Source organism: Microbacterium sp. X-17 (assembly GCF_039615055.1).
Genome location: NZ_JBDHNI010000007.1, coordinates 271,415 through 290,738, shown reverse-complemented (window position 1 = coordinate 290,738; position 19,324 = coordinate 271,415). Strand labels below are relative to the sequence as shown.

23 protein-coding genes are annotated in these 19,324 nt (G+C 69.2%); 20 read left to right on the top strand and 3 right to left on the bottom strand.

Annotated elements, in window-relative coordinates; all coding sequences use genetic code 11:
- The first annotated feature begins 27 nt into the window (after positions 1–27).
- The 9 genes from ABCS02_RS30415 to ABCS02_RS30375 all read left to right on the top strand — a co-directional run bounded on the left by ABCS02_RS30415 (position 28) and on the right by ABCS02_RS30375 (position 6,382).
- A complete protein-coding gene (locus tag ABCS02_RS30415; RefSeq protein ID WP_345839452.1) occupies positions 28–711 on the top strand; it encodes a hypothetical protein in 684 nt (227 codons plus the stop codon).
- Between the two features lie 124 nt (positions 712–835).
- On the top strand, positions 836–2,047 hold the full coding sequence (locus ABCS02_RS30410; RefSeq protein WP_345839451.1) for a histidine kinase: 1,212 nt from the start codon (positions 836–838) through the stop codon (positions 2,045–2,047).
- A complete protein-coding gene (locus tag ABCS02_RS30405) occupies positions 2,044–2,679 on the top strand; it encodes a response regulator transcription factor (RefSeq protein ID WP_345839450.1) in 636 nt (211 codons plus the stop codon). The genes ABCS02_RS30410 and ABCS02_RS30405 overlap by 4 nt, the downstream gene beginning before the upstream one ends.
- A 500-nt stretch (positions 2,680–3,179) precedes the next feature.
- On the top strand, positions 3,180–3,425 hold the full coding sequence (locus ABCS02_RS30400; RefSeq protein ID WP_345839449.1) for a hypothetical protein: 246 nt from the start codon (positions 3,180–3,182) through the stop codon (positions 3,423–3,425).
- 45 nt (positions 3,426–3,470) lie between these two features.
- Positions 3,471–3,854, top strand: coding sequence for a CPCC family cysteine-rich protein (locus ABCS02_RS30395; protein ID WP_345839448.1), 384 nt, complete (start codon positions 3,471–3,473; stop codon positions 3,852–3,854).
- A gap of 227 nt (positions 3,855–4,081) precedes the next feature.
- Complete coding sequence (locus ABCS02_RS30390; RefSeq protein ID WP_345839447.1) at positions 4,082–4,387, top strand: nucleotidyltransferase domain-containing protein; 306 nt, start codon at positions 4,082–4,084, stop codon at positions 4,385–4,387.
- Between the two features lie 15 nt (positions 4,388–4,402).
- Positions 4,403–4,765: a HepT-like ribonuclease domain-containing protein gene (locus ABCS02_RS30385; RefSeq protein WP_345839542.1), complete on the top strand. Its 363-nt coding sequence runs from the start codon at positions 4,403–4,405 to the stop codon at positions 4,763–4,765.
- 376 nt (positions 4,766–5,141) lie between these two features.
- Positions 5,142–5,960: an alpha/beta hydrolase gene (locus ABCS02_RS30380; RefSeq protein WP_345839446.1), complete on the top strand. Its 819-nt coding sequence runs from the start codon at positions 5,142–5,144 to the stop codon at positions 5,958–5,960.
- The gene (locus ABCS02_RS30375) at positions 5,957–6,382 is read left to right on the top strand and encodes a Rid family hydrolase (RefSeq protein WP_345839445.1); all 426 of its coding nucleotides are present in this window, start codon (positions 5,957–5,959) and stop codon (positions 6,380–6,382) included. The genes ABCS02_RS30380 and ABCS02_RS30375 overlap by 4 nt, the downstream gene beginning before the upstream one ends.
- Positions 6,383–6,474: 92 nt before the next feature.
- Here the strand turns inward: ABCS02_RS30375 and ABCS02_RS30370 are convergent, their stop codons facing one another.
- Positions 6,475–6,651, bottom strand: coding sequence for a hypothetical protein (locus ABCS02_RS30370; protein WP_345839444.1), 177 nt, complete (start codon positions 6,649–6,651; stop codon positions 6,475–6,477).
- A 26-nt stretch (positions 6,652–6,677) separates the two neighbouring features.
- Here ABCS02_RS30370 and ABCS02_RS30365 point away from each other — a divergent pair, with 26 nt between their 5' ends.
- The 3 genes from ABCS02_RS30365 (at position 6,678) to ABCS02_RS30355 (ending at position 8,060) form a co-directional block, all read left to right on the top strand.
- Positions 6,678–6,830: a hypothetical protein gene (locus ABCS02_RS30365; protein ID WP_345839443.1), complete on the top strand. Its 153-nt coding sequence runs from the start codon at positions 6,678–6,680 to the stop codon at positions 6,828–6,830.
- A 76-nt stretch (positions 6,831–6,906) separates the two neighbouring features.
- Positions 6,907–7,374 carry an SRPBCC family protein gene (locus tag ABCS02_RS30360; RefSeq protein WP_345839442.1) on the top strand — a complete coding sequence of 156 codons (468 nt, stop codon included), beginning with the start codon at positions 6,907–6,909 and terminating at the stop codon, positions 7,372–7,374.
- The gene (locus tag ABCS02_RS30355; protein ID WP_345839441.1) at positions 7,371–8,060 is read left to right on the top strand and encodes a methyltransferase domain-containing protein; all 690 of its coding nucleotides are present in this window, start codon (positions 7,371–7,373) and stop codon (positions 8,058–8,060) included. Before ABCS02_RS30360 ends, ABCS02_RS30355 begins: the two co-directional genes overlap by 4 nt.
- Before the next feature lie 23 nt (positions 8,061–8,083).
- Here the strand turns inward: ABCS02_RS30355 and ABCS02_RS30350 are convergent, their stop codons facing one another.
- Entirely contained in the window at positions 8,084–8,845 is a 762-nt protein-coding gene (locus tag ABCS02_RS30350) for an SDR family oxidoreductase (protein WP_345839440.1), read from the bottom strand.
- A 135-nt stretch (positions 8,846–8,980) separates the two neighbouring features.
- On the opposite strand from ABCS02_RS30350, the gene ABCS02_RS30345 reads away from it, so the two are divergent.
- Entirely contained in the window at positions 8,981–10,270 is a 1,290-nt protein-coding gene (locus tag ABCS02_RS30345) for a VCBS repeat-containing protein (protein ID WP_345839439.1), read from the top strand.
- 13 nt (positions 10,271–10,283) lie between these two features.
- Here ABCS02_RS30345 and ABCS02_RS30340 read toward each other — a convergent pair whose 3' ends face one another.
- Positions 10,284–11,390 carry an AI-2E family transporter gene (locus tag ABCS02_RS30340; protein ID WP_345839438.1) on the bottom strand — a complete coding sequence of 369 codons (1,107 nt, stop codon included), beginning with the start codon at positions 11,388–11,390 and terminating at the stop codon, positions 10,284–10,286.
- 236 nt (positions 11,391–11,626) lie between these two features.
- Between ABCS02_RS30340 and ABCS02_RS30335 the strand changes: the two genes are divergently transcribed.
- The 7 genes from ABCS02_RS30335 (at position 11,627) to ABCS02_RS30305 (ending at position 19,319) form a co-directional block, all read left to right on the top strand.
- Entirely contained in the window at positions 11,627–12,841 is a 1,215-nt protein-coding gene (locus tag ABCS02_RS30335) for an ROK family transcriptional regulator (protein ID WP_345839437.1), read from the top strand.
- On the top strand, positions 12,838–14,031 hold the full coding sequence (locus ABCS02_RS30330) for a Gfo/Idh/MocA family oxidoreductase (RefSeq protein ID WP_345839436.1): 1,194 nt from the start codon (positions 12,838–12,840) through the stop codon (positions 14,029–14,031). The genes ABCS02_RS30335 and ABCS02_RS30330 overlap by 4 nt, the downstream gene beginning before the upstream one ends.
- A 115-nt stretch (positions 14,032–14,146) precedes the next feature.
- A complete protein-coding gene (locus ABCS02_RS30325) occupies positions 14,147–15,412 on the top strand; it encodes a sugar ABC transporter substrate-binding protein (protein WP_345839435.1) in 1,266 nt (421 codons plus the stop codon).
- 2 nt (positions 15,413–15,414) lie between these two features.
- Positions 15,415–16,389 (top strand): sugar ABC transporter permease, encoded by a 975-nt coding sequence (locus ABCS02_RS30320; RefSeq protein ID WP_345839434.1) that lies wholly within the window; start codon positions 15,415–15,417, stop codon positions 16,387–16,389.
- Positions 16,382–17,239, top strand: a complete 858-nt coding sequence (locus ABCS02_RS30315; RefSeq protein WP_345839433.1) for a carbohydrate ABC transporter permease — start codon at positions 16,382–16,384, stop codon at positions 17,237–17,239. The genes ABCS02_RS30320 and ABCS02_RS30315 overlap by 8 nt, the downstream gene beginning before the upstream one ends.
- Positions 17,236–18,294, top strand: a complete 1,059-nt coding sequence (locus tag ABCS02_RS30310; protein ID WP_345839432.1) for a Gfo/Idh/MocA family oxidoreductase — start codon at positions 17,236–17,238, stop codon at positions 18,292–18,294. Before ABCS02_RS30315 ends, ABCS02_RS30310 begins: the two co-directional genes overlap by 4 nt.
- Positions 18,291–19,319, top strand: coding sequence for a Gfo/Idh/MocA family oxidoreductase (locus ABCS02_RS30305; RefSeq protein ID WP_345839431.1), 1,029 nt, complete (start codon positions 18,291–18,293; stop codon positions 19,317–19,319). Before ABCS02_RS30310 ends, ABCS02_RS30305 begins: the two co-directional genes overlap by 4 nt.
- Positions 19,320–19,324 lie beyond the last annotated feature (5 nt).

The window sequence follows — 19,324 nt, the reverse complement described above, 5'->3', positions numbered from 1 at the left end:
CGACCCACAGTTCCCGGATACTCGGGGATGGTCGCCTCGCAGTTCACGTTGGTACCGTTCACGCCGGAGCACGCTTTGCTCTGCCGTTACAACGGTTTGAACGCCTCTGGGCAGACGTCAGCTTGGGGCCTTGCCGGCGCGGCGAGAATCGACGGCCGCAAAGCGGCGCAGCTCGCTGCGGCTACGAATGCAACCGCTGAACTGCCTGATCTCGGCACCGTCAATTGCCCGATGGATGACAGCTCCTCAACGGATGTGTACTACTGGGAGCACGCCCACCGCATCAGAGTGCGTTACCAGACCAGCGGGTGCGAGACGGCCAACAACGGAGGAGCAATCAGCTTCTCGATCAGCCACAGCGACATCGTCTCCTTGCTGGAGCGAGCGACGTCCGCCAATGAGTCGGCCACCATCCGAGGAACACTCCTGCAGTTCGGTGGTCCTGTAGCGGCGGACGGTAGCCGACCGATGCCCCGGCCCCTCGTCGGAATTGTTGCCCTCTACCGATCTAGCGCCAGCCAATCGACATCGGAGCCCCCGGTCCGCGAGATCCGAACAACAGCTGGCGGCACGTTTTCCACCACCGCCGAACCCGGCAGGTACTTCCTTGTCGCGGACGCGCTCGACGGCTCACCGCTCACACAGCCTCAGCCGGTCACACTCGTGCCCGGCGGGACTTCGAACGTGGAATTGCGGGTCGACGTCCCGTAGCCTCGACCATCCCGCCCGCATGCCGACGGGTCTGGGCCAGTGGTGCGGACTGGTCTCCGCCCCAGGGTTGATATTGCGCCGAATGTGCACAGGGTCGAATCATCATCGCTCTAGCGTGTTCGGTATGAGTTCGCTTTTGCAGCGCAGCCGATGGTTGTTCGAGCCTGCCCTCGCGCTGATCTTCTTCGTGCTGTGGACGATGGAAGTCGTCGGCCGGCACCAGATCGGTCCCGGGGCCATTCGAAGCACGGTGCCGTTCTGGGCAGCGCTGCTAGCACTTGCCGTCGCCATCGGGCTGTCACGCCTCCAGCCGATCGCGGCCATGTCCACTGGAACCGCTGTGCTGATCGGCCAGTTGTTTTTTCCCACCGCGATCTTCGATGAGCCGCTCGTCTACCTCGGCTACGGAATCGTCATCCTCGTTGTGGCGGCGACCGTACAGGGTCGGATGCGCGTCGTCGTTCTGATCTTCGCCGGTGGAGCCGGTGTGTCGATTGCAGGATTGCTGTCCTGGTGGCTCGGTATCGGACGTGGCGACCCGGGGGCACGCACCATGTTCTTCCTGCTGTGCCTGGCAACGGGGGTCATAGCGTGGTCGGTCGGAACATTGATCGGGGTCTGGGGGCGCAAGCGGGGCAACGAGCTCGCACTGGCGCGCGCCACAAGCAGGTTGAACGCCGCCGAAGCGGACTTGTCCGTCGCTGCCGAGCGCGAACGGATTGCGCAGGATGTGCACGACATCATGGCGCACTCCTTGTCCGTGATCCTCGCCCAAGCGGACGGTGCACGACTGCTTGCCGAGGAGCGGCCGACAGCGGTGAGCCCGTCGCTCGCCACGATCGCATCCACTGCACGCTCCTCGCTGACGGAGGTCCGCGTCTTGATCGAAACCCTCCTCGGGACGCCCGAGGGACCGACTCACCCAGGGCTGGGAGACCTGGAAGGGTTGGTGAAGGGGCTCACGGCATCCGGGTTGTCCGTGACGGTCGAGCAGTTCGGAGAGATCGGTGAATTCACCGCTGCGCAACAGCTGGCCATTTACCGGATCGTTCAGGAGGGTCTGACGAACACCCTGAAACATGCCGGGCCCGGCGCTTCCGCGCGTCTCGCGCTCGACGGGCGCCAGGACGGAATCGCTCTCTCGATCGCTTCGCGCCCCGCGGACGTTCGGCAGCCGACAGCGGTCAACGAGAGCGGGCGAGGGCTCATCGGTATGCGAGAACGTGCTCGCCTCGCTGGAGGATGGCTCGACGCAGGCGCCGATGACGATGTCCCCGGCGGTTACCTCGTCACCGCCTACATTCCCGCCGTCCAACAGGAAGGGGTGATCGCGTGATCCGGGTCGCTGTCGCCGACGACCAGCCGTTGTTCTGCGCCGGGTTGCAGATGGTGATCGAGTCACAGCACGACCTCGATTTCGTAGGGACCGCGGCCGACGGTCACCAGGCGATCGAACTCGCACGAACCGCGCGACCGGACGTCATGCTGATGGATATCCGCATGCCGGGGATGGACGGGATCGCAGCGACGCACGCGATCCGGAGCACGTCTTCATCCGACTCCCCGCGCATCGTCGTGCTCACAACGTTCGACCGCGATGAGGCGGTCGCCGCAGCGCTTCGGGCTGGAGCCGACGGCTTCCTGCTCAAGGACTCCACTCCCGATTTCATCCTCGCCGCGGTCCGGACGGTCTATGAAGGGCACTCGGTCATCGCGCCGAAAGCGACGAGCGAGCTGTTCCGAGCACTCGCACGCCGACGACCGGAAGCGATCGACCCGCTGACGATGCGAGAGAAGGAAGTGTTCCTCCTGGCGGCGCGTGGCCTCAGCAACGGCGAAATCGGCACCACCGCCTTCATCTCGGAGGCCACCGTGAAGTCGCACATCCGGAGCATCCTCGCCAAGCTCGCGTTGAGCTCGCGGGTGCAGCTGGTGGCGTTCGCGTACGAGAACGGACTCGTCCGCTGAAGGTTCGAGATCGGCACGCAGCGGCTTGGGGTACCCGTCCCCTCGCTCTCGATCGCTCGCCGTTCATCATCGACACCAGAGACCTGGGTCCCGAAATGCAAGGCGGACTCATCGGGGTGGTCGGGTCTGCGCACCCGACCACCCAGGAGAAGCAGGATTGCGTGAACGCAGTCAGCTGGTATGCGATGGACGGGTGGGCGATCAGCGCGGACCATTCACGCCTATTGGATTGCTGGCCGCGTTGATAGCCGAGGCAGCGTACCGTTCCATTCGTCTCGGCCAATAGGCTCGGTATGACCGAAACGGTCGCGCGCGTACAGCGATGAGACGTGAGGGCACCCGTGTGCTGCGGCCCCCGCCTTGGGACTGCCGGTCTGCTCTAGTCGGCTGCCAGGGTTGTCTTCATGAGTTCAGGCCCGAGCTGGGGGAGCCAGCCGACGCAGTACGTTTATGTTCAGCACGCACCCAAGCCACCCACAAATGGGCTGGCTGTGGCAGGTATGGTGCTCGGCATCGTCGGCGCAGCCTTGTCGCTCATCCCGTTCGTCGGGATCTTCCTCTGCTGGCTGCCCGCACTGCTGGGGATCATCTTCGGGTTCATCGGACTCGGCACTGCCAACCGCACTGGCGGTTTCCGGCGACGCGAATCCATCACCGCGATCGTGTGCGGGTTCTTGCCGATCCCGATCATCGTGTTCGGTGTGATGATCCTCGCCGCGATCGGGTCGTCTGCCCACGCCTCTTAGGTAGCGCCCGAGTCGGCAGAGTCCGGCGATGAAGGGGACGAATGCATGACCGGCCAAGATAGCCCGAGTACTGGGTCACCGTGCGTCTGCTGCGGCTATCTCACCGCCGGCGAACTCGGATCGTCGGAGATCTGCGCCATCTGCTTCTGGGAGGACGATCTCGTGCAGTTGCGTTTCCCCGAGATGTCAGGAGGGGCGAACAAGCCGAGCCTGATCGAGGCGCAACGCAATTACGCGGAGTTCTTAGCCTGCGAGCGGCGACTCGTGCGATACGTGAGGCCCGCGGGGGCCGCCGACGCCCGGGAGCCCGAATGGCGCCCGATCGATTCTCGAGACATCGGAACCGTTGACAACTTGGGATGGCCCACGGACCTTACAGATCTGTATTGGTGGAGGCCGAACTCCCGCGGCCTCTTGCGGGAAGGCTGAGGATCCGTTCCTGGCTGGGGATCACGAGGCGAGATTGACGACGAGATGAACCAAAGACCTTCATGGTGGCGTACGACTACGGCACTGGAGGGCATTGGGGAATGCTTGCGGCGATAGTCGCAGATCGCGGTCATGCCTGACTCCGTCGGGGCCTTGTAACCGCGTTTGACCCCATGACCTGGGTTGTCATGAGCGGTGCAATAGGTCGGCATGGGATAATTCCTGCCATGATCACCGCGGTGCCAGTCGACGTGCAGGCGATTGCTCGCGCGTGTGAAGCACATGGAGTCAAACGACTTCGCATCTTTGGATCCGTGCTCAGCGACAGGTTCGACCGCGAGACAAGCGACGTCGATTTCCTCGTCGACTTCCTGCCTGGACGCGGTGGACTTCTCCACGACTACTTCGACTTGAAGGAAGAGCTGGAACGGATAGTGGGTCGTGGGGTCGATCTGGTTGATGCCGGAGCAGTGCGCAATCCGTACTTCGCGCGGTCGGCATTCGGCAGCGCCGAGGATCTTTATGCTGCCTGATTCGCCGGCGTTCCTCTGAGATGCGCGCGACGCCGCGACGAAACCGCATCCGTCGCCCAGGGCAACGAGCTGGCGGAGTATCTGGGCGATTGGGTGCTTCAAGCCGCTGTAGAACGGCAACTCGAGATCCTGGGCGAAGCCCACAAGAATCTGCGCTCGGCCGACGCCGAGACAGCGGCTCGGATCCCGAACGTTCACGCGATGATCGGGACGCGAAACATCCTGGTGCACGCGTATGCGCAGGTGGATCAGCGGCGAGTGTGGGAGATCCTGACCGATGACCTCCCGGAGTTGATGCCGGTGCTCGAAGGTTTGCTCGCCGAAGTCGATGAGGCGGAGCCGTCGCTCCAAGACCGCGATGCCGGCCCGAACGCGTAGCGCCAAATCTGGCGGCCTGTATCCGGGTTCAAGTCCCTCGGGGCGCACCCAACATCGCAAGTGGCGAGAAGCCCCCGATCCCCTGTCAACACTGGGATCGGGGGCTTTCTTCGTTTTCGTGGGTGGGTACGGGATGAGGCCGTTTCATCACACTTGCCCACATCTCATGGGAGAGTGTGTCGAGCGGCTAAGTCCCTCGGATTGGGCCAAGTCAATCTTCACGCGCCCACCGTTGCGTCCAGCGAGCCACGACCACACGGATCGGCGCTCGCTAGAGGGAGCGGACCCGTACGGTCACCAGCCGTGGTCCCTCCTCGCCCTCGGCCGGGACGACGAGGTCTGACCGCACCCCCTCCCCACCCGCCATAATGCCCGCATGCGGCGCGTCCCGCTCTCCACCGGTGTCGACCTGGCCGTTCACGAGTCCGGCCGCGGCGAGACCGTCGTGCTCCTCCACGCGTGGGGGGAGACGCATCGCTCGTTTGACCGGGTGACGCCGTTGCTTCCGCGGTCGCTGCGGCTCGTCGTCCCCGACCAGCGCGGCGTCGGTGGGAGCGCGAAGCCGGCGGGCGGGTACTCGCTGCGCGACGCCGGGGAGGACGTGGTCGCGCTCCTGGACGCGCTGGGGATCGACGCCTGCTGGCTGCTCGGGACGTCGAGCGGCGGCTACGTGGCGCAGCAGGTCGCGGTAGCGCATCCCGGACGCGTGCGGGGGCTCGTGCTCGTCGGGGCGCCGAGCGACCTGCACGGGACGGTGCCGGAGGCGCTGGCGCGCGTGCTGGCGGCGTTCCACGAGCCGGTCACGCGGGACGACCTCCGCGCGCTCAACGGTGTGCTCCCGTTGCACACTCCGGTGCCGGAGGGCTTCCTGGACGATCAGGACAGCTCGGCGTTGAGCATCCCGCGTACGGTCTGGTTCGCGGGCATCGAGGGGCTGGTCGCCGCGGTGCCTCCACTTCGGAGGGGGACGATCGCCGCGCCGACCCTGATCCTGTGGGGCGCGGACGACGACGTCCTGCCCGCGTCGCAGGCCCGCGAGCTGGCCGGGGCGATCGACGGCAGCCGGCTGGTCGTCTACGAGGGGACGGGGCACCTGGTCCTGTGGGAGCGGCCTGAGCGGGTCGCGGCGGATGTGGCGGCGTTCATCGCGGCGAACGCGGGCGACGCCCGACAGGAGAAAGGCGGCCCAGTATGACGACCTATGCCATCGGCCCGCAGCGCGAGGGGATCGTGCCTGCGTTCTGGAGTGCCTTCTTCGAGGAGTCCGGGGTGCCCGCCGCCGTCCGCGACGGCGACACCCTCCACGTCACCGGCCACACCGGCGAGGACGAGGACCTGCGGTTCTCCCCGGACGCCGCGTACCAGATCCGGCGCACGTTCCTGAACCTGGACGCGACGCTGCGTGAGGCCGGATTCGGCTGGGCGGACGTCGTGGAGCTCCGGTCCTTCCACGTCGGGCTCCGCGATCAGGCGGACGCGCTGCTGGCGACCGCCGCCGACTTCCTCCCGCGGCCGTTCCCGGCCTGGACCGCGGTCGGGGTCGCCGAGCTGTGGGACGAGGGGTCGGTGATCGAGGTGGCGTGCACGGCCGTGCGCGCGGCGCGGGAGGTCCCGTGAACCTGAGCGTACGTTCAGTACGATTTCGCGGGCACGTCGGAGCCCGGGCGGTAATGTGTGGCCCGGCGGAGAGGCCGGTGACTGATGGGGGATCAGGTGCGGACGACGACCAGGCGCGCCCGGGGGACGGCCGCGACGATCGGGCTGCTGGCCCTGCTCGCGGCGGCGGCGCTCGCCGGGTGCACCGGAGCGCGACCCGCGTCCAGCCCGGCTCCCACCGCGGACACCGCCGCGTGGCCGACCGCGCAGCTCTTCCACACAGGCCGCACCTCCACGACCCTCACCGTCCCGCGGGGTGCCCGCGGGCTGGCTCGCCGGCGCCGGCGACCATCCGGGCGGCACCCTCCACGCGCCGCCCGGCGACTACACGGCCGCGGTGTCGCTCGTCGGCCAGATCTGCGAGGCGAACGGGACCGGGATCGTCATCCACTCGAAGTACGGCGGCTGACCGGTGAACCGTCCGCCCGGCCACCTCGTGTACCTCACAGGAGGACGGACGCCGTGACGACCCCGCGGCGCGACCCATGACCATTCGCACCGAGAGCCGGATCGTCGTCGCCGGCAGCGTCCGCGACGTCTGGGACTACCTGTGCGACGTCGGTCGCTGGGCGGAGTGGGCGCCGACCGTGCTCGAGTGCCATGTCCGGGGCGGAGGACCGCTCGTCGTCGGCGGCTGGATCGACCAGCGGGCACGGGACTTCCGGCGCGAGCACCGCCGCAGCGAGCGGATCACCGCCGTCGACGAGCCGCACGCGATGGCGTTCGCGGGCACCATCGGCTCCTCGCCGGCGCGCTGGGGGATGGAGATCCTGCCGGCGGGCGAGGACAGCACCGACGCCATCATGTGGGTGGAGGTCGACCTCGCGAACGTCATGCGCCTGATCCCGCCCGGCATCCTCCGGCGCAGGATCCAGCGCACGAGCGATATCGAGATGGCCGCGATCAAGTACGCCGTGGAGGCTGACGTCCAGGCGGGCGCGGGGTCGGCGTGACCCGGCTGGACGGCGCCGAGCGCCTGATCGAGGTCTACCGGCGGAAGGCGGCGCACTACGACCTCACCTCGCGGCTGTACCCGGTGCCCGGCTACCCGCAGCGCTCGCAGCGGCTCCGCACGGTGCGGGCGCTCGGCCTCCGGGCCGGCGCGACCGTGGTGGAGGTCGCCTGCGGCACGGGACTGAACTTCCCGCTGCTGGAGGACGCGATCGGCCCGGGCGGGAGGCTCATCGGGGTCGACCTGACGGACGCGATGCTCGACCGCGCGCGGTCGCGGGTGGCGGCGCACGGCTGGCGGAATGTGGAGCTGGTGCAGGCGGAGGCGGCGGGGTTCGCCTTCCCGCGCGGGGTGGACGCCATCCTGTCCACGTACGCGCTGACGCAGGTCCCGGGCTGCGGCGCGGTCGTCGCACACGGGGCGGCGGCGCTCGTCCGCGGCGGACGCTGGGCGGTGCTCGACCTGAAGACGCCCGACCGCACGCCGGCGTGGCTGACACGGGTCGGGGTCGCGGCGGTCGGGAGGTCGGCCTCCCTGGACGAATGGATCGGAAGGCGGCCGTGGGAGGTCATCCGCGCGGCGATGCGGGAGGGCCTGGTGGACGCGGGGTGGGAGGAGCTGTGCTTCGGGACGGCGTTCCTCGCGACGGGGACGGGTGCGGGAGCGGGGGAGTCCGGCTCCCGGTGACATCGGGGGTGCGGCCGCCCCCGCTACCAGGGCAGCACGCCGTAGCCGCCCTCCCCCTCCCGCAGCCACAGGTGCCCCCAGAGCACACCGGACGGCCCGTCGTCGGGCAGCGTCGCGAGGTGGACGCTCGGCTCCGCGCCGTCCTCGACCGAGCGGATGCCGCGGTGGTCGTTGAAGTCGGTGTCGGTGAAGCCGGGGTTGGCGGCGTTCACCTTGATCGGGGTGTCCTTCAGTTCCTTCGCGTACATCGCGGTGAGCATGTTGACCGCCGCCTTGGAGGACGGGTACTGCGCGGACGCGGGCATGTCGTACAGCGGGCTGGCCGGGTCGGATTGCGACCCGATCGAGCCGACCTCGCTCGACACGTTGACGATGCGCCCGGCCTCCGAGCGACGGAGCAGCGGAAGCATCGCGTTCGTGACGGCGACCAGGCCGAAGACGTTGATGTCGTAGATCGCGCGCATGTCCGACAGCGAGGTCGCGCTGGCGAGGGCGCGCTGCCGGGAGACGGTGGCGCTGCCGGCGTTGTTGACCAGGACGTCGAGACGGCCGAACTCGCGGTCGATCCACTCGGCGGCGCGGGCGATCGAATCGGCGTCGGTCACGTCGAGCTGGAGGAAGCGCGCGTCGGCGCCGCCGTCGCGCAGTGCGGCCTCCGCGGCCAGTCCGCGCTGCTCGTCGCGGGCGCCGACCAGCACGGTCATCCCGAGCTCGCCGAGGCGCCGTGCCGTCTCGAATCCGATTCCCTTGTTTGCCCCGGTGATGAGGGCGATCGTCGTGGTCACGTCGATTCACTCTACGCTCGCTGCACGGGGAGGCCGCCTGTCCCGCGTTCGCGGGCGTGTGCGCGCTCTCAGCCGCCGATAGCCTGTATCCGGCGCCGCGGGGCGCGGTGGCGTCGAAGGGACTGTATGCGCGGGATGAAGCGTCGGACGATCGTGGCGATGACGGCCGCGGTGCTGGTGACGGCGGGAGGCGCGTTCGCGACCTCGGCGCAGGCGGCGGGGCCGCGGCCGGCCGACGTCGCGGTGAGCGGAACGGCGACGGCAGCGCTCGACTGTCCGCTGCGGTATCTGACCCCGGCAGGGGAGGGCAGCACCGGCGTCCGGCTGCAGGCCGACGTCCAGGGCCTCGTGCCGGGCCAGGCGTACACGGTGTCGATCGTGAACTCCACCGACGTGCTCGGGGCGACGGGGTCCGCCTCCGCGGCCGCAGACGGGTCGCTGCACTACCAGGCAACCGTGCAGCCGTCGGCGCTCACGACCACCGGCAGCTACACCTGGAGCGTCAAGGCGACGGGTCAGACGACGGCCGTGGTCGGCGGGACCATCCCCACCACGAATCCCTGCACGCCGATCGTGAAGGCCCCGAAGCGGGCCGCGCTCTTCCACGACTCGGACATCACCGGCGACGGCTACGGCGACCTGCTGGCGATGGACCTCAACGGTCGCCTGCTCCTCTACGCGAACGGCATCCGGTCGAACCCGGGTGGGGTGCCGTTCAGCTCGGGACGCGTCATCGGCACCGGCTGGGGCTACGGCTGGGGGATGCGGCTGGTCGCGATGGGCGACCTGTCCGGCGACGGTGTGGCCGAGGTGGTCGCCCTCCGCTCGGACGGCACGCTGGTGGCCTACTACAACAACATCGGCAGCTCGCCCGCCGGGCTTCCGTTCTCGTCGGCGACCCTGATCGGCTCGGGCTGGCAGTCGTTCACGTCGTTCTCGCTCGGCGATGTCGACGGCGACGGCTACGCCGACATCGTCGCTGACAGGTCGGACGGGACCCGCTGGTTCTACAAGAACCGCTTCGCCTCCGACCCGCTGCACCGGCCGTTCAGCACCGGGGTGCGCATCCCCACCGACGGGATGACGACCGACGCGAGCGGCAACGGCGTCGGCCTCGCAGACTTCAACGGGGACGGCTACGCCGATCTGACGCCCGCCGACGCGTCGGTCGACCTCAACCGCCTGCCCGCGGGGAACGCCAACGCGTTCCCTGCGCCGGTGCGGTTCGACGCGCCGACGCTCGTGTCGGCGCAGCTCGGCGAATGGTCGGTCGGCGACTACGAGGGGCGCGGCTCCTCCGGTTTCGTCATGGCCAACACGCGGTCGGACGGCCAGCTGATCTACGTGAAGGAGCCGTTGTCGGCCAACTGGCAGTCCCGCGTCATCGGATCGGGCTGGACCTGGGGGATGACGCTCATCCAGTGACCTGCGCCGCCCGCTAGGTCCGATCCTTCCTGGGCATCACGACCTCCTTGATGATGAGGATGATGCCGGCGGAGATCGGGATGGCGACAAGCGCTCCGGGGAGGCCGAACAGCGTCGACCCCGCGAGCGCGGAGATGAGCACGACCGAGCCGGGGACCTGCACGGCCTTGCCCATCACCTTCGGCGTCAGGATGTATGCCTCCACCTGCATATAGATCAGCATGAAGACCAGCACGACGATGGCGCTCACCGGCGAGTGGATCAGCGCCAGGATCGTCATCAGGATCGTGGTGAGCACCGTTCCGATCAGCGGGATGAGCGTGATGAAGAACGCCGCGAGCGCGATCAGGAACGCTCCGGGGACCCCGGTGACCAGCAGCAGGATGAGGCTGTAGGTCGCGTTGAAGAACGCGAGGATCACCATCCCGCTCAGGTACTTGCCGAAGTTCTGCAGGATGCGCTCGGTGTAGCCCTCGAACCGATCGCGGTGCGAGCGGCGCACCAGGTGGTACAGCGAGGCTTTGGTGGAGTCGTACGAGGCGATGAAGTAGATGGTCAGGATCGCGATGAAGAAGCCGGTGGTGAAGCCGTTCAGCACGGAGAGGCCGAAGCCGACCAGGCCGTTGCCGATGTTCGCCCACGTCTTCGGGTCCTTCACCTGGTCGGAGATCCAGGTGAGCGCCTGCCCGAGGACGCCGTTGCTGGCGTCGTTGGTGCTGTCGAACCAGCCTTCCGCCCGCAGCTTCGCGACCTCGGCGGGGATGGCCGTCGCGAGGTTCGTGATCTGCTGCACGATCAGCGGGACGACCACCCAGATGATCGCGACGAGCACGCCGACGATGAGCAGGATGACCGTGACGATCGCCCAGGCCCGCTTCATCCCGTGCCGCTGGAACCAGCGGATCAGCGGATCGAGGCCGACCGTCGCGAAGGCCGCCAGGAAGACCGAGAAGATGATGGAGCGGAGGCCGTAGAGCATATAGCCCGTGGCGACCGCGCCCAGCGCGCCGAGGGTGACGACGAAGCCGAACAGCAGCGGGCTGCGCTTCAGGAGCGGCGCGCTCCCGGCGTCGGGAGCGTGCAGTTGCCTGCGCTGCTCCGGCGACTGGATGAAACGCATGGCCCCCGCCTCTCGTCGTCGGCGTATTTCACGCCTTCCGCCGAGCGTATTGGGGCGCGGTTGGGGAGGACAAGACCGACGCGCGCCGACGGCCGGACCGGGCCGTGACAGCCGGGAATATGCAAATTGATTTGTTTGTAGAAAACTCGCTCTTGACCTTCTCCTGCGGGGCATGCTCTACTGTCCGAAAGCAATTACAAAAGCCATTTTCTTTGTAACGGATGGAGAGTCCTGCGATGGTCCCGGGCGACAACGGTGCGACGCACGACGTGCGACTGACGAACGCGAGCGGCGCTCGCGTCGCCGTCGCGCTGCGCGACGGGGGCCGCGCGACCGTCGCCCAGCTCGCCGAGCGCATCGGCCTCTCGCGTCCCACGGTGGAGGCCACCCTCCCGCTGCTGCGCGAGCGCGGCCTCGTCGGCATGATCGACGAGCACACCCACGGCGGCCGCGGAGCAGGCCGTCCCGCCCGCATCTTCGAGTTCGTCGCCGACGCCGGCTTCCTGGTCGGGGTGGACGTCGGCATCCACCGCATCCGGGTGGTCGTCGCGGACCTCACCGGCCGCGTCGTCGCCTGGCACCAGCGCGACATCGACGGCACGTTCGTCGGGGCCGGCCGCCTCGACAGCGTCAAGGAGGCCGTGCACGCCTGCTTCGAGCGGGCCGGCATCGAGCTCGGCCGGCTGTCCCGCCTCTCCGGCATGGCGGTGGCCGTCTCCGGCATGGTCGGCTCCGACGGCCGGCTCACCGTCTCGCACAACTTCCCCGACTGGGAGGGCGTCGACATCGCCGGCCGGCTGAGCGAGGAGTTCGGCTGCCCGGTCACGATCGAGAACGACATGCGGCTCGCCGCCCTGGCCGAGCACCGGATGGGCGCCGCCCGGCTGGTCGACGACGTCGCCTACTTCTTCGCCGGCCACCGCATCTCGATGGGGCTGATCATCGACGGCAGGCTGCGGCGCGGTCGCCACGGGGCCGCGGGCGAGATCGGCGGCAGCGTCTTCTCGATGCACGTGGACGACTCCGGTCAGCTCCGCTGGGAGTCCGCCGGAACGGGCGAGGAGGTCTTCCGCGCGGCGGGCGAGGGCGACCCGGCCGCGATCGCGGAGATCGAGGCGTTCGTGCGCGGGGTCGCGACCGGCATCGCGACGGTGACGATGGCGGTCGACCCGGACGTGGTGGTCGTCGGCGGCGGTCTGTCGCGCGCGGGCGAGGAGCTGCTCCGGCCGCTGCGCGCGGCGGTCATGTCCGAGATCGGCGTGCCGGTGCGGCCGTCCATCATCCAGTCCGAGCTCGGCGCCGAGTCGGTGGTGCTCGGCGCGCTCGCGCTGGCCTCCGGGCAGGCGATGGAGCGGCTGTACCTGGCTCCCGGGATGCCGGAGCCCGAGATCGACGTCGCGGGGGCGCAGGCCCTGGCGGCGCAGGAGAGCGTGGAGGGAGCGCGGAGATGACCGTTCAGGAGACGATCGGCGTGGACGCCGCCGCGAAGCGGGTGCTGCGCCTGGCCGTGATCGGCGCCGGCGCGCGCTCCGGCATCGCCCGCCATGCCGTCGAGAGCGGCGACGGCCGCATCGTCGCCGTCGTGGACCCGTCGCCGGCGGCGCGGGAGCGCGCGGCCGGATCGTTCGGCGCCGACGCGACCTACGCCGGCCACCGCGAGCTGATCGCGGGAGGCGACGCGGTCGACGCCGCGTTCGTCACCTCTCCCGACCACACGCACGCGGAGATCGCGGTCGACCTGCTGCGCGCGGGGATCGCCGTCTACCTGGAGAAGCCGCTCGCCATCGACGTGGCCGACGCCGACGCCATCCTCGCGGCCGCCGCCGAGACCGGAACCCGGCTCTACGTCGGGCACAACATGCGACACATGAGCGTGGTGCGCACCATGCGCGACATCATCCGGCGCGGCGAGATCGGCGAGGTCAAGGCGGTCTGGTGCCGGCACTTCGTGGGCAACGGTGGCGACTACTACTTCAAGGACTGGCACGCCGAGCGGGCGAAGTCCAACGGCCTGCTGCTGCAGAAGGGCGCGCACGACATCGACATCATCCACTGGCTGGCCGGCGGGTACTCCGAGCTGGTCACCGGGATGGGCGGCCTGACCGTCTACGGCGGCATCGACGACCGCAGGGACAACTCCGACCGGGCGATGCCGGACTGGTTCTCGCTCGACTCCTGGCCTCCGCTGACGCAGAGGGAGCTCAACCCGGTGATCGACGTGGAGGACATCTCCATGGTCACCATGCGGCTCGACAACGGGGTCTACGCCTCGTACCAGCAGTGCCACTACACCCCCGACTACTGGCGTAACTACACCGTGATCGGCACGGAGGGGCGCCTGGAAAACTTCGGCGACACCGAGGGCGCGGTCGTCCGCGTCTGGAACCGCCGGACCACCTACCACCCCGCCGGCGACGTCGAGTACCCCGTGCTCGGCGACGAGGGCGGGCACGGAGACGCGGATCGGCTCACCATCGCCGAGTTCGTGGGCTTCGTGCGCGACGGCACCGCGACGACGACGTCAGCGGTGGCAGCGCGCAACGCCGTGGCCACCGCTGTGGCGGCCACCGAATCGCTTCGCGACGGGTCCCGGCCTCGCGCCGTTCCCGCCGCGGACGAGAGGGTCGTCGCGCTGCTGTAGCGACGTCCCGCGCTCCGCGGACGCGGAGCACCCCGCACCGAAGGAAGAACCGGGCCGGCGAGGTCAAGTCGCCGACCCGGGAAGGCACCGACACCACATTTCGAAGGAGAAACCAATGCGAAAAGCCCTGCTCGCGGTCGCGGCCGCGGTCGCGTCCGCAGTCGTGCTCGCCGGATGCTCGTCCAACACTGGCAGCGGCTCCGATGCCCCTGCCGATCATAATCTCTCGGCCAGCATCTCCTACGCGTTCTGGGACGTGAACCAGAAGCCCGCGATGGAGGCCCTGATCAAGGACTTCAACAAGACCTATCCGAACATCAAGGTGACCCCGCAGATCACGCCGTACCAGAACTACTTCACCAAGCTGCAGACGCAGGGCTCGTCCAAGACGCTGCCCGACGTTTTCTGGATGAACGGGCCGAACTTCCAGCTCTACGCGTCCAACGGCCTGCTGGAGCCGGTCGGCTCGGCGATCGACCCGGCCAACTACCCGAAGGCGCTGGACTCGCTCTACTCGTACAGCGGCAAGCAGTACGGCGTCCCGAAGGACTTCGACACGATCGCGGTCTATTACAACAAGGCGATCTTCGACAAGGCGGGCGTGGCGTACCCGACCGCGGGCTGGACCTGGGACGACTTCCACCACAAGGCCAAGGCGATCTCCGACAAGCTCAAGGGCGAGGGGATCTACGGCGAGGCCAGCGGCCTCAGCGGCGGCCAGGAGATGTACTACAACACCATCTTGCAGGCCGGCGGCTCGATCATCTCCTCCGACGGCAAGAAGTCGGGCTACGACGACCCGAAGTCGATCAAGGGCCTCCAGTTCGTGCGCGACCTGATCGCGGACGGCTCCTCGCCCACGCTCGCGCAGCTGTCCGACACCCCGCAGGACCAGTGGTTCATCAACGGCAAGTCCGCGATGTTCTGGTCGGGCACGTGGTCGAACGCCGAGCTGCTGAGCTCGCCGATCAAGGCCCAGATCGCGGTCGCGCCGCTGCCGACCGGGGAGCGCCAGGCCACCGTCATCCACGGTCTCGCCAACGTCGTTGCGAAGGACTCCAAGAACAAGTCGGCCGCCATCGCTTTCCAGAACTACCTCGGAGGCAAGGAGGCCGCGCAGACCCAGGCGAAGATGGGCGCGGCGAACCCGGCCTACAACGGCACCCAGCAGGCGTTCGTCGACTCGGCGCCGTGGGACCTGAGCGTGTTCGAGAAGGCGGCGACGGACTACGCCTACCCGTACCCGATCTCCAAGAACACCGCGGCCTGGAACAAGGCGGAGGGCGACCTGCTGCCCGACGCGTTCAGCGGCAAGAAGCCGGTGGACGAGGTCGCCAAGGAGCTCGCCAAGCAGATGAACGCGGACCTCGCCAAAGAGTGACGATGTCCACTCAGACGATCACGAAGGGAGCGGGCGCCGCCCAGGCGGCGCCCGCCACCCCGGGCGACCGCGCACCGCGCGCCGCGAACCGGGGCAGGAGCCGCGGCCTCCGCAAAGACGGCTGGTGGGCGCTGCTGTTCGTCGGGCCGCTGCTCGTCGGCGTGCTGGTGTTCTACATCTGGCCGATCTTCCGCAACGCCTACTTCAGCTTCACGACGTGGGGCGCGTTCGGCGGCGCGACCTGGAGCGGGATCACGAACTACCAGCAGATGCTGGCGGACCCCGACTTCTGGCGCGCGATCCTCAACACGCTCATCTACGTCGTCATCCTCCTGCTCGGCATCCCGCTGGCGGTCTGGTTCGCGGCGCTGATCAACCGGCCGGGGCTGCGGTTCGCCGCCGCGTACCGCACGGCGTTCTTCCTGCCGTACGTGGCGATGCCCGCCGCCATCTCGATGGTGTGGCGGATCATCTTCAACGGCGACTTCGGCGTGATCAACTACTCGCTCTCGCTGATCGGGATCAAGGGCCCGAACTGGCTGAGCACCGAGTGGTTCGCGCTCTTCGCCGTCGGCGTCGTCGGGGTCTGGATCTCGCTCGGGTTCAACTTGATCGTGCTCTCGGCCGGCATGCGCAGCATCCCGCCGGAGATGTACGAGGCGTCCTCGATCGACGGCGCGAGCCGGGCGCGGCAGTTCTTCTCGATCACCGTGCCGCTGCTGACCCCGTCGATCTTCTTCGTCTCGGTCATCACGGTCATCACCGGGTTCCAGCTGTTCGACCTGCTCTACGCGCTGATGGGCACGCAGAACCCGGCGATCAACCAGACGCAGTCGCTCGTCTACCTGTTCTTCGCCCACCAGCAGACCGGCGACAACGGCTACGCCGCGGCGGTCGGCGTCGCGATCCTGGTGCTCGTCGGCGCGTTCACGATGCTCCAGTTCCGCATGCAGAAGAGGTGGGTGAACTATGTCTAGCTCGGTGATCGCACGGCCGCGGCCTCTTGCCGGTCGCGCTCGCGGGAACGGCCTGACCCACGCAGTGCTCATCGTGGCGTCGCTGCTGATGATCTTCCCGTTCGTCTGGCAGATCCTGATGTCGCTGGCGACCAACGCGCAGGTCACCTCGGTGCCGCCGACGGTCTGGCCGGGGACGCTGCACGTCGAGAACTTCGCGCACGTGTTCGACCAGCTCCCGTTCCTCAACCAGCTCTGGGTGTCGGTGGCCGTCACCGTCATCCGCACGGTCGGCCAGCTCCTGCTGTGCTCGATGGCCGGCTACGCCTTCGCGCGGATGGAGTTCCCGTTCCGGCGGACGATCTTCGCCCTGGTGCTCGCCATCCTGATGGTGCCGCCGCAGGTCTACCTGCTGCCGCAGTACCAGATCGTGCAGGGCCTCGGCTGGCTCAACACCATCGCGGGCATCGCGGCGCCCGGCATCTTCAGCGCGTTCGGCACCTTCCTGATGCGGCAGTTCTTCCTCGGGCTGCCCGACGAGCTGGCCGAGGCGGCGCGGCTCGACGGGGCGAACCACTTCCAGGTGTTCTGGAAGGTGATGCTGCCGCTGGCCAAGCCCGGGCTGTCCGCGCTCGCGATCATCACCGTGCTGGCCTCGTGGAACGACCTGCTCTGGCCGCTCATCGTGGCGACGGACTCCACGCAGATGCCGCTCGCGCCCGGCATCGCGACGCTCACCAGCCAGCGCTCCATCCCGGACTACCCGCTGCTGCTCGCGGCGAGCCTGCTGGCGATGGCGCCGGTCCTCATCCTCTTCCTCCTCATGCAACGACGCGTCATCGACGGCATCGCGTTCTCCGGTCTGAAATGACGCGGGCGACCGAGGCGACGACGACAGAAAGGCACACCGTGAACACCCTTCGAGTCGGCCTGATCGGGGCCGGCGGCATCTCGCGCGTCCACGCGGACGGCTGGCGGGCGCTCGGCGCCGCGGTCACCGTGTACTCGCACGAGGGCGCCGAGGCGCTCGCCGCGCAGTACGGCTTCGCCGTCGCCGGCGACCTCGACGTGCTGCTCGCCGCGAGCGACGTCGTGGACATCGTGACCCCGACCACCAGCCACGCGCCGCTTGCCCTCGCGGCGATCCGCGCCGGGAAGCACGTCATCTGCGAGAAGCCGCTCGGGGGCTCCGTCGAGGAGGCTAAGGAGGTCGTCGAAGCGGCTCGGGAGGCCGGGGTCCGGCTGTTCCCCGCGCATGTCGTGCGGTACTTCCCGGAGTACGCGGCGGTGCAGCGCGAGATCGCGGGAGGCCGCATCGGCGAGCCCGCCGTGCTGCGGTTCGTGCGCGGCGGCGAGGCGCCGAAGGCGGGCACCTGGTTCCACGACGAAGCGCGCGGCGGCGGGATCGTGCGCGACCAGATGATCCACGACCTCGACCAGGCGCTCTGGCTCGCCGGCGACGTGGACCGCGTGTACGCGGTCCAGAGCGCGCCGGGCGGTGACGCCGCCGAGCCGCACACGGTCACCGCGCACGTCGTGCTGACGCACGCGACCGGCGCGATCAGCCACCTCCAGGGCACCTGGGGAGCGCGCGGGCTGCCGTTCCGGACCAGCGCCGACTTCGCGGGGTCAGCGGGCACGCTCGCGATCGACTCCTCGCAGACGCCCAGCCGGGTCGACATCCCGTCGGCGCACGAGGCGGACGGCTACCTGCCGCCGCCGGTCCACGCCGAAAGCCCGTACACCGCGCAGCTCCGCGACTACGTGGCGGCGATCGCGGAGGACCGTGCGGCCCGGGTGACCCCGGAGGACGGCGTCCGCGCCGTCGCGCTGGCCGAGGCGGCGATGGAGTCGTTGCGCAGCGGCCTGCCGGTCGAACTGGACCCGGCGTCGGCCGAGGCGATCGCCGAGGTGGTGGGCGCATGACCGCCGCGACCGCGGGCCGACCGCTGAAGGTGGCGGTGCTGTCCTTCGCCCACACGCACGCGATCGGCTACTGCCGCGCGCTCTCGGGCCGAGCGGACATCGAGCTCGTCGTCACCGACCCGGACGGCGCGACGGCGCCGGACGCCGCCCTCCGCGGCAGCGCGCTGGCCGAGCAGCTCGGTGTGCGCTACCTGCCGACCTACGCGGACGCACTCGCCTGGGGTCCTGATGCTGTGATCATCACGGCCGAGAACGTCCGCCACCGCGCGCTCGTGGAGGCGGCCGCGGCGGCGGGGGCGCACATCCTGTGCGAGAAGCCGCTGGCCACGACGTTGGAGGATGCCGAGGCCATGCTGGCGGCGGCCGAGCGCGCCGGCGTGACCCTGATGACGGCGTACCCGGTCCGCTTCGCGCCCGCGTTCGCCGACCTCCTGCACCGGGTGCGCGGCGGGGCCCTCGGGACGCTGCTGGCGGTGAAGGGGACGAACAACGGCAAGGTGCCCTCCGACCGCGCCTGGTTCACCGATCCCGCGCTGGCGGGCGGCGGCGCGCTGGTCGACCACGTCGTGCACTGCGCCGACCTGCTGGACGAGCTCCTCGGGGAGCAGCCGGCGACGGTGCACGCGGTCGCCAACCGCATCCTCCACCCGGAGGCGTCCGTCGAGACCGGCGGCCTGGTGACCGCGGTCTACCCGAGCGGTGTGGTGGCGACGATCGACTGCTCGTGGAGTGTCCCGGACGCCGCACCGACGTGGGGCGGCCTGACCTTCCAGGTGACGGGCACGCGCGGCTCGGTGACGATCGCGCCGTTCGCGGGGCACGTCGGCGGCCAGACCGGGGACGGGGAGGTGTGGGTCCCGACCGGCGACGACCTGGACGCGGCCATGCTGGAGGAGTTCGTCAGCGCGGTGCGGGCGGGCCGGCCGGCCGTGCCGGACGGCGGTGTGGGGCTGCGGACGCTGCAGGTCGTGGACGCCGCGCGGCGGTCGGCGGCGGGCGGCGGGGTGGTGACGGCGGTCGGGTGACAGCC

Excerpts from the sequence above, each read along its gene's own strand:
- ABCS02_RS30380 (WP_345839446.1), top strand. The coding sequence starts at position 5,142 with ATGCGGCGCGTCCCGCTCTCCACCGGTGTCGACCTGGCCGTTCACGAG.
- ABCS02_RS30390 (WP_345839447.1), top strand. The coding sequence starts at position 4,082 with ATGATCACCGCGGTGCCAGTCGACGTGCAGGCGATTGCTCGCGCGTGT.
- ABCS02_RS30320 (WP_345839434.1), top strand. The coding sequence starts at position 15,415 with ATGTCCACTCAGACGATCACGAAGGGAGCGGGCGCCGCCCAGGCGGCG.
- ABCS02_RS30310 (WP_345839432.1), top strand. The coding sequence starts at position 17,236 with ATGACGCGGGCGACCGAGGCGACGACGACAGAAAGGCACACCGTGAAC.
- ABCS02_RS30340 (WP_345839438.1), bottom strand. The coding sequence starts at position 11,390 with ATGCGTTTCATCCAGTCGCCGGAGCAGCGCAGGCAACTGCACGCTCCC.
- ABCS02_RS30325 (WP_345839435.1), top strand. The coding sequence starts at position 14,147 with ATGCGAAAAGCCCTGCTCGCGGTCGCGGCCGCGGTCGCGTCCGCAGTC.
- ABCS02_RS30345 (WP_345839439.1), top strand. The coding sequence starts at position 8,981 with ATGAAGCGTCGGACGATCGTGGCGATGACGGCCGCGGTGCTGGTGACG.
- ABCS02_RS30335 (WP_345839437.1), top strand. The coding sequence starts at position 11,627 with ATGGTCCCGGGCGACAACGGTGCGACGCACGACGTGCGACTGACGAAC.
- ABCS02_RS30400 (WP_345839449.1), top strand. The coding sequence starts at position 3,180 with ATGGTGCTCGGCATCGTCGGCGCAGCCTTGTCGCTCATCCCGTTCGTC.
- ABCS02_RS30315 (WP_345839433.1), top strand. The coding sequence starts at position 16,382 with ATGTCTAGCTCGGTGATCGCACGGCCGCGGCCTCTTGCCGGTCGCGCT.
- ABCS02_RS30375 (WP_345839445.1), top strand. The coding sequence starts at position 5,957 with ATGACGACCTATGCCATCGGCCCGCAGCGCGAGGGGATCGTGCCTGCG.
- ABCS02_RS30360 (WP_345839442.1), top strand. The coding sequence starts at position 6,907 with ATGACCATTCGCACCGAGAGCCGGATCGTCGTCGCCGGCAGCGTCCGC.
- ABCS02_RS30415 (WP_345839452.1), top strand. The coding sequence starts at position 28 with ATGGTCGCCTCGCAGTTCACGTTGGTACCGTTCACGCCGGAGCACGCT.
- ABCS02_RS30305 (WP_345839431.1), top strand. The coding sequence starts at position 18,291 with ATGACCGCCGCGACCGCGGGCCGACCGCTGAAGGTGGCGGTGCTGTCC.
- ABCS02_RS30410 (WP_345839451.1), top strand. The coding sequence starts at position 836 with ATGAGTTCGCTTTTGCAGCGCAGCCGATGGTTGTTCGAGCCTGCCCTC.
- ABCS02_RS30330 (WP_345839436.1), top strand. The coding sequence starts at position 12,838 with ATGACCGTTCAGGAGACGATCGGCGTGGACGCCGCCGCGAAGCGGGTG.
- ABCS02_RS30395 (WP_345839448.1), top strand. The coding sequence starts at position 3,471 with ATGACCGGCCAAGATAGCCCGAGTACTGGGTCACCGTGCGTCTGCTGC.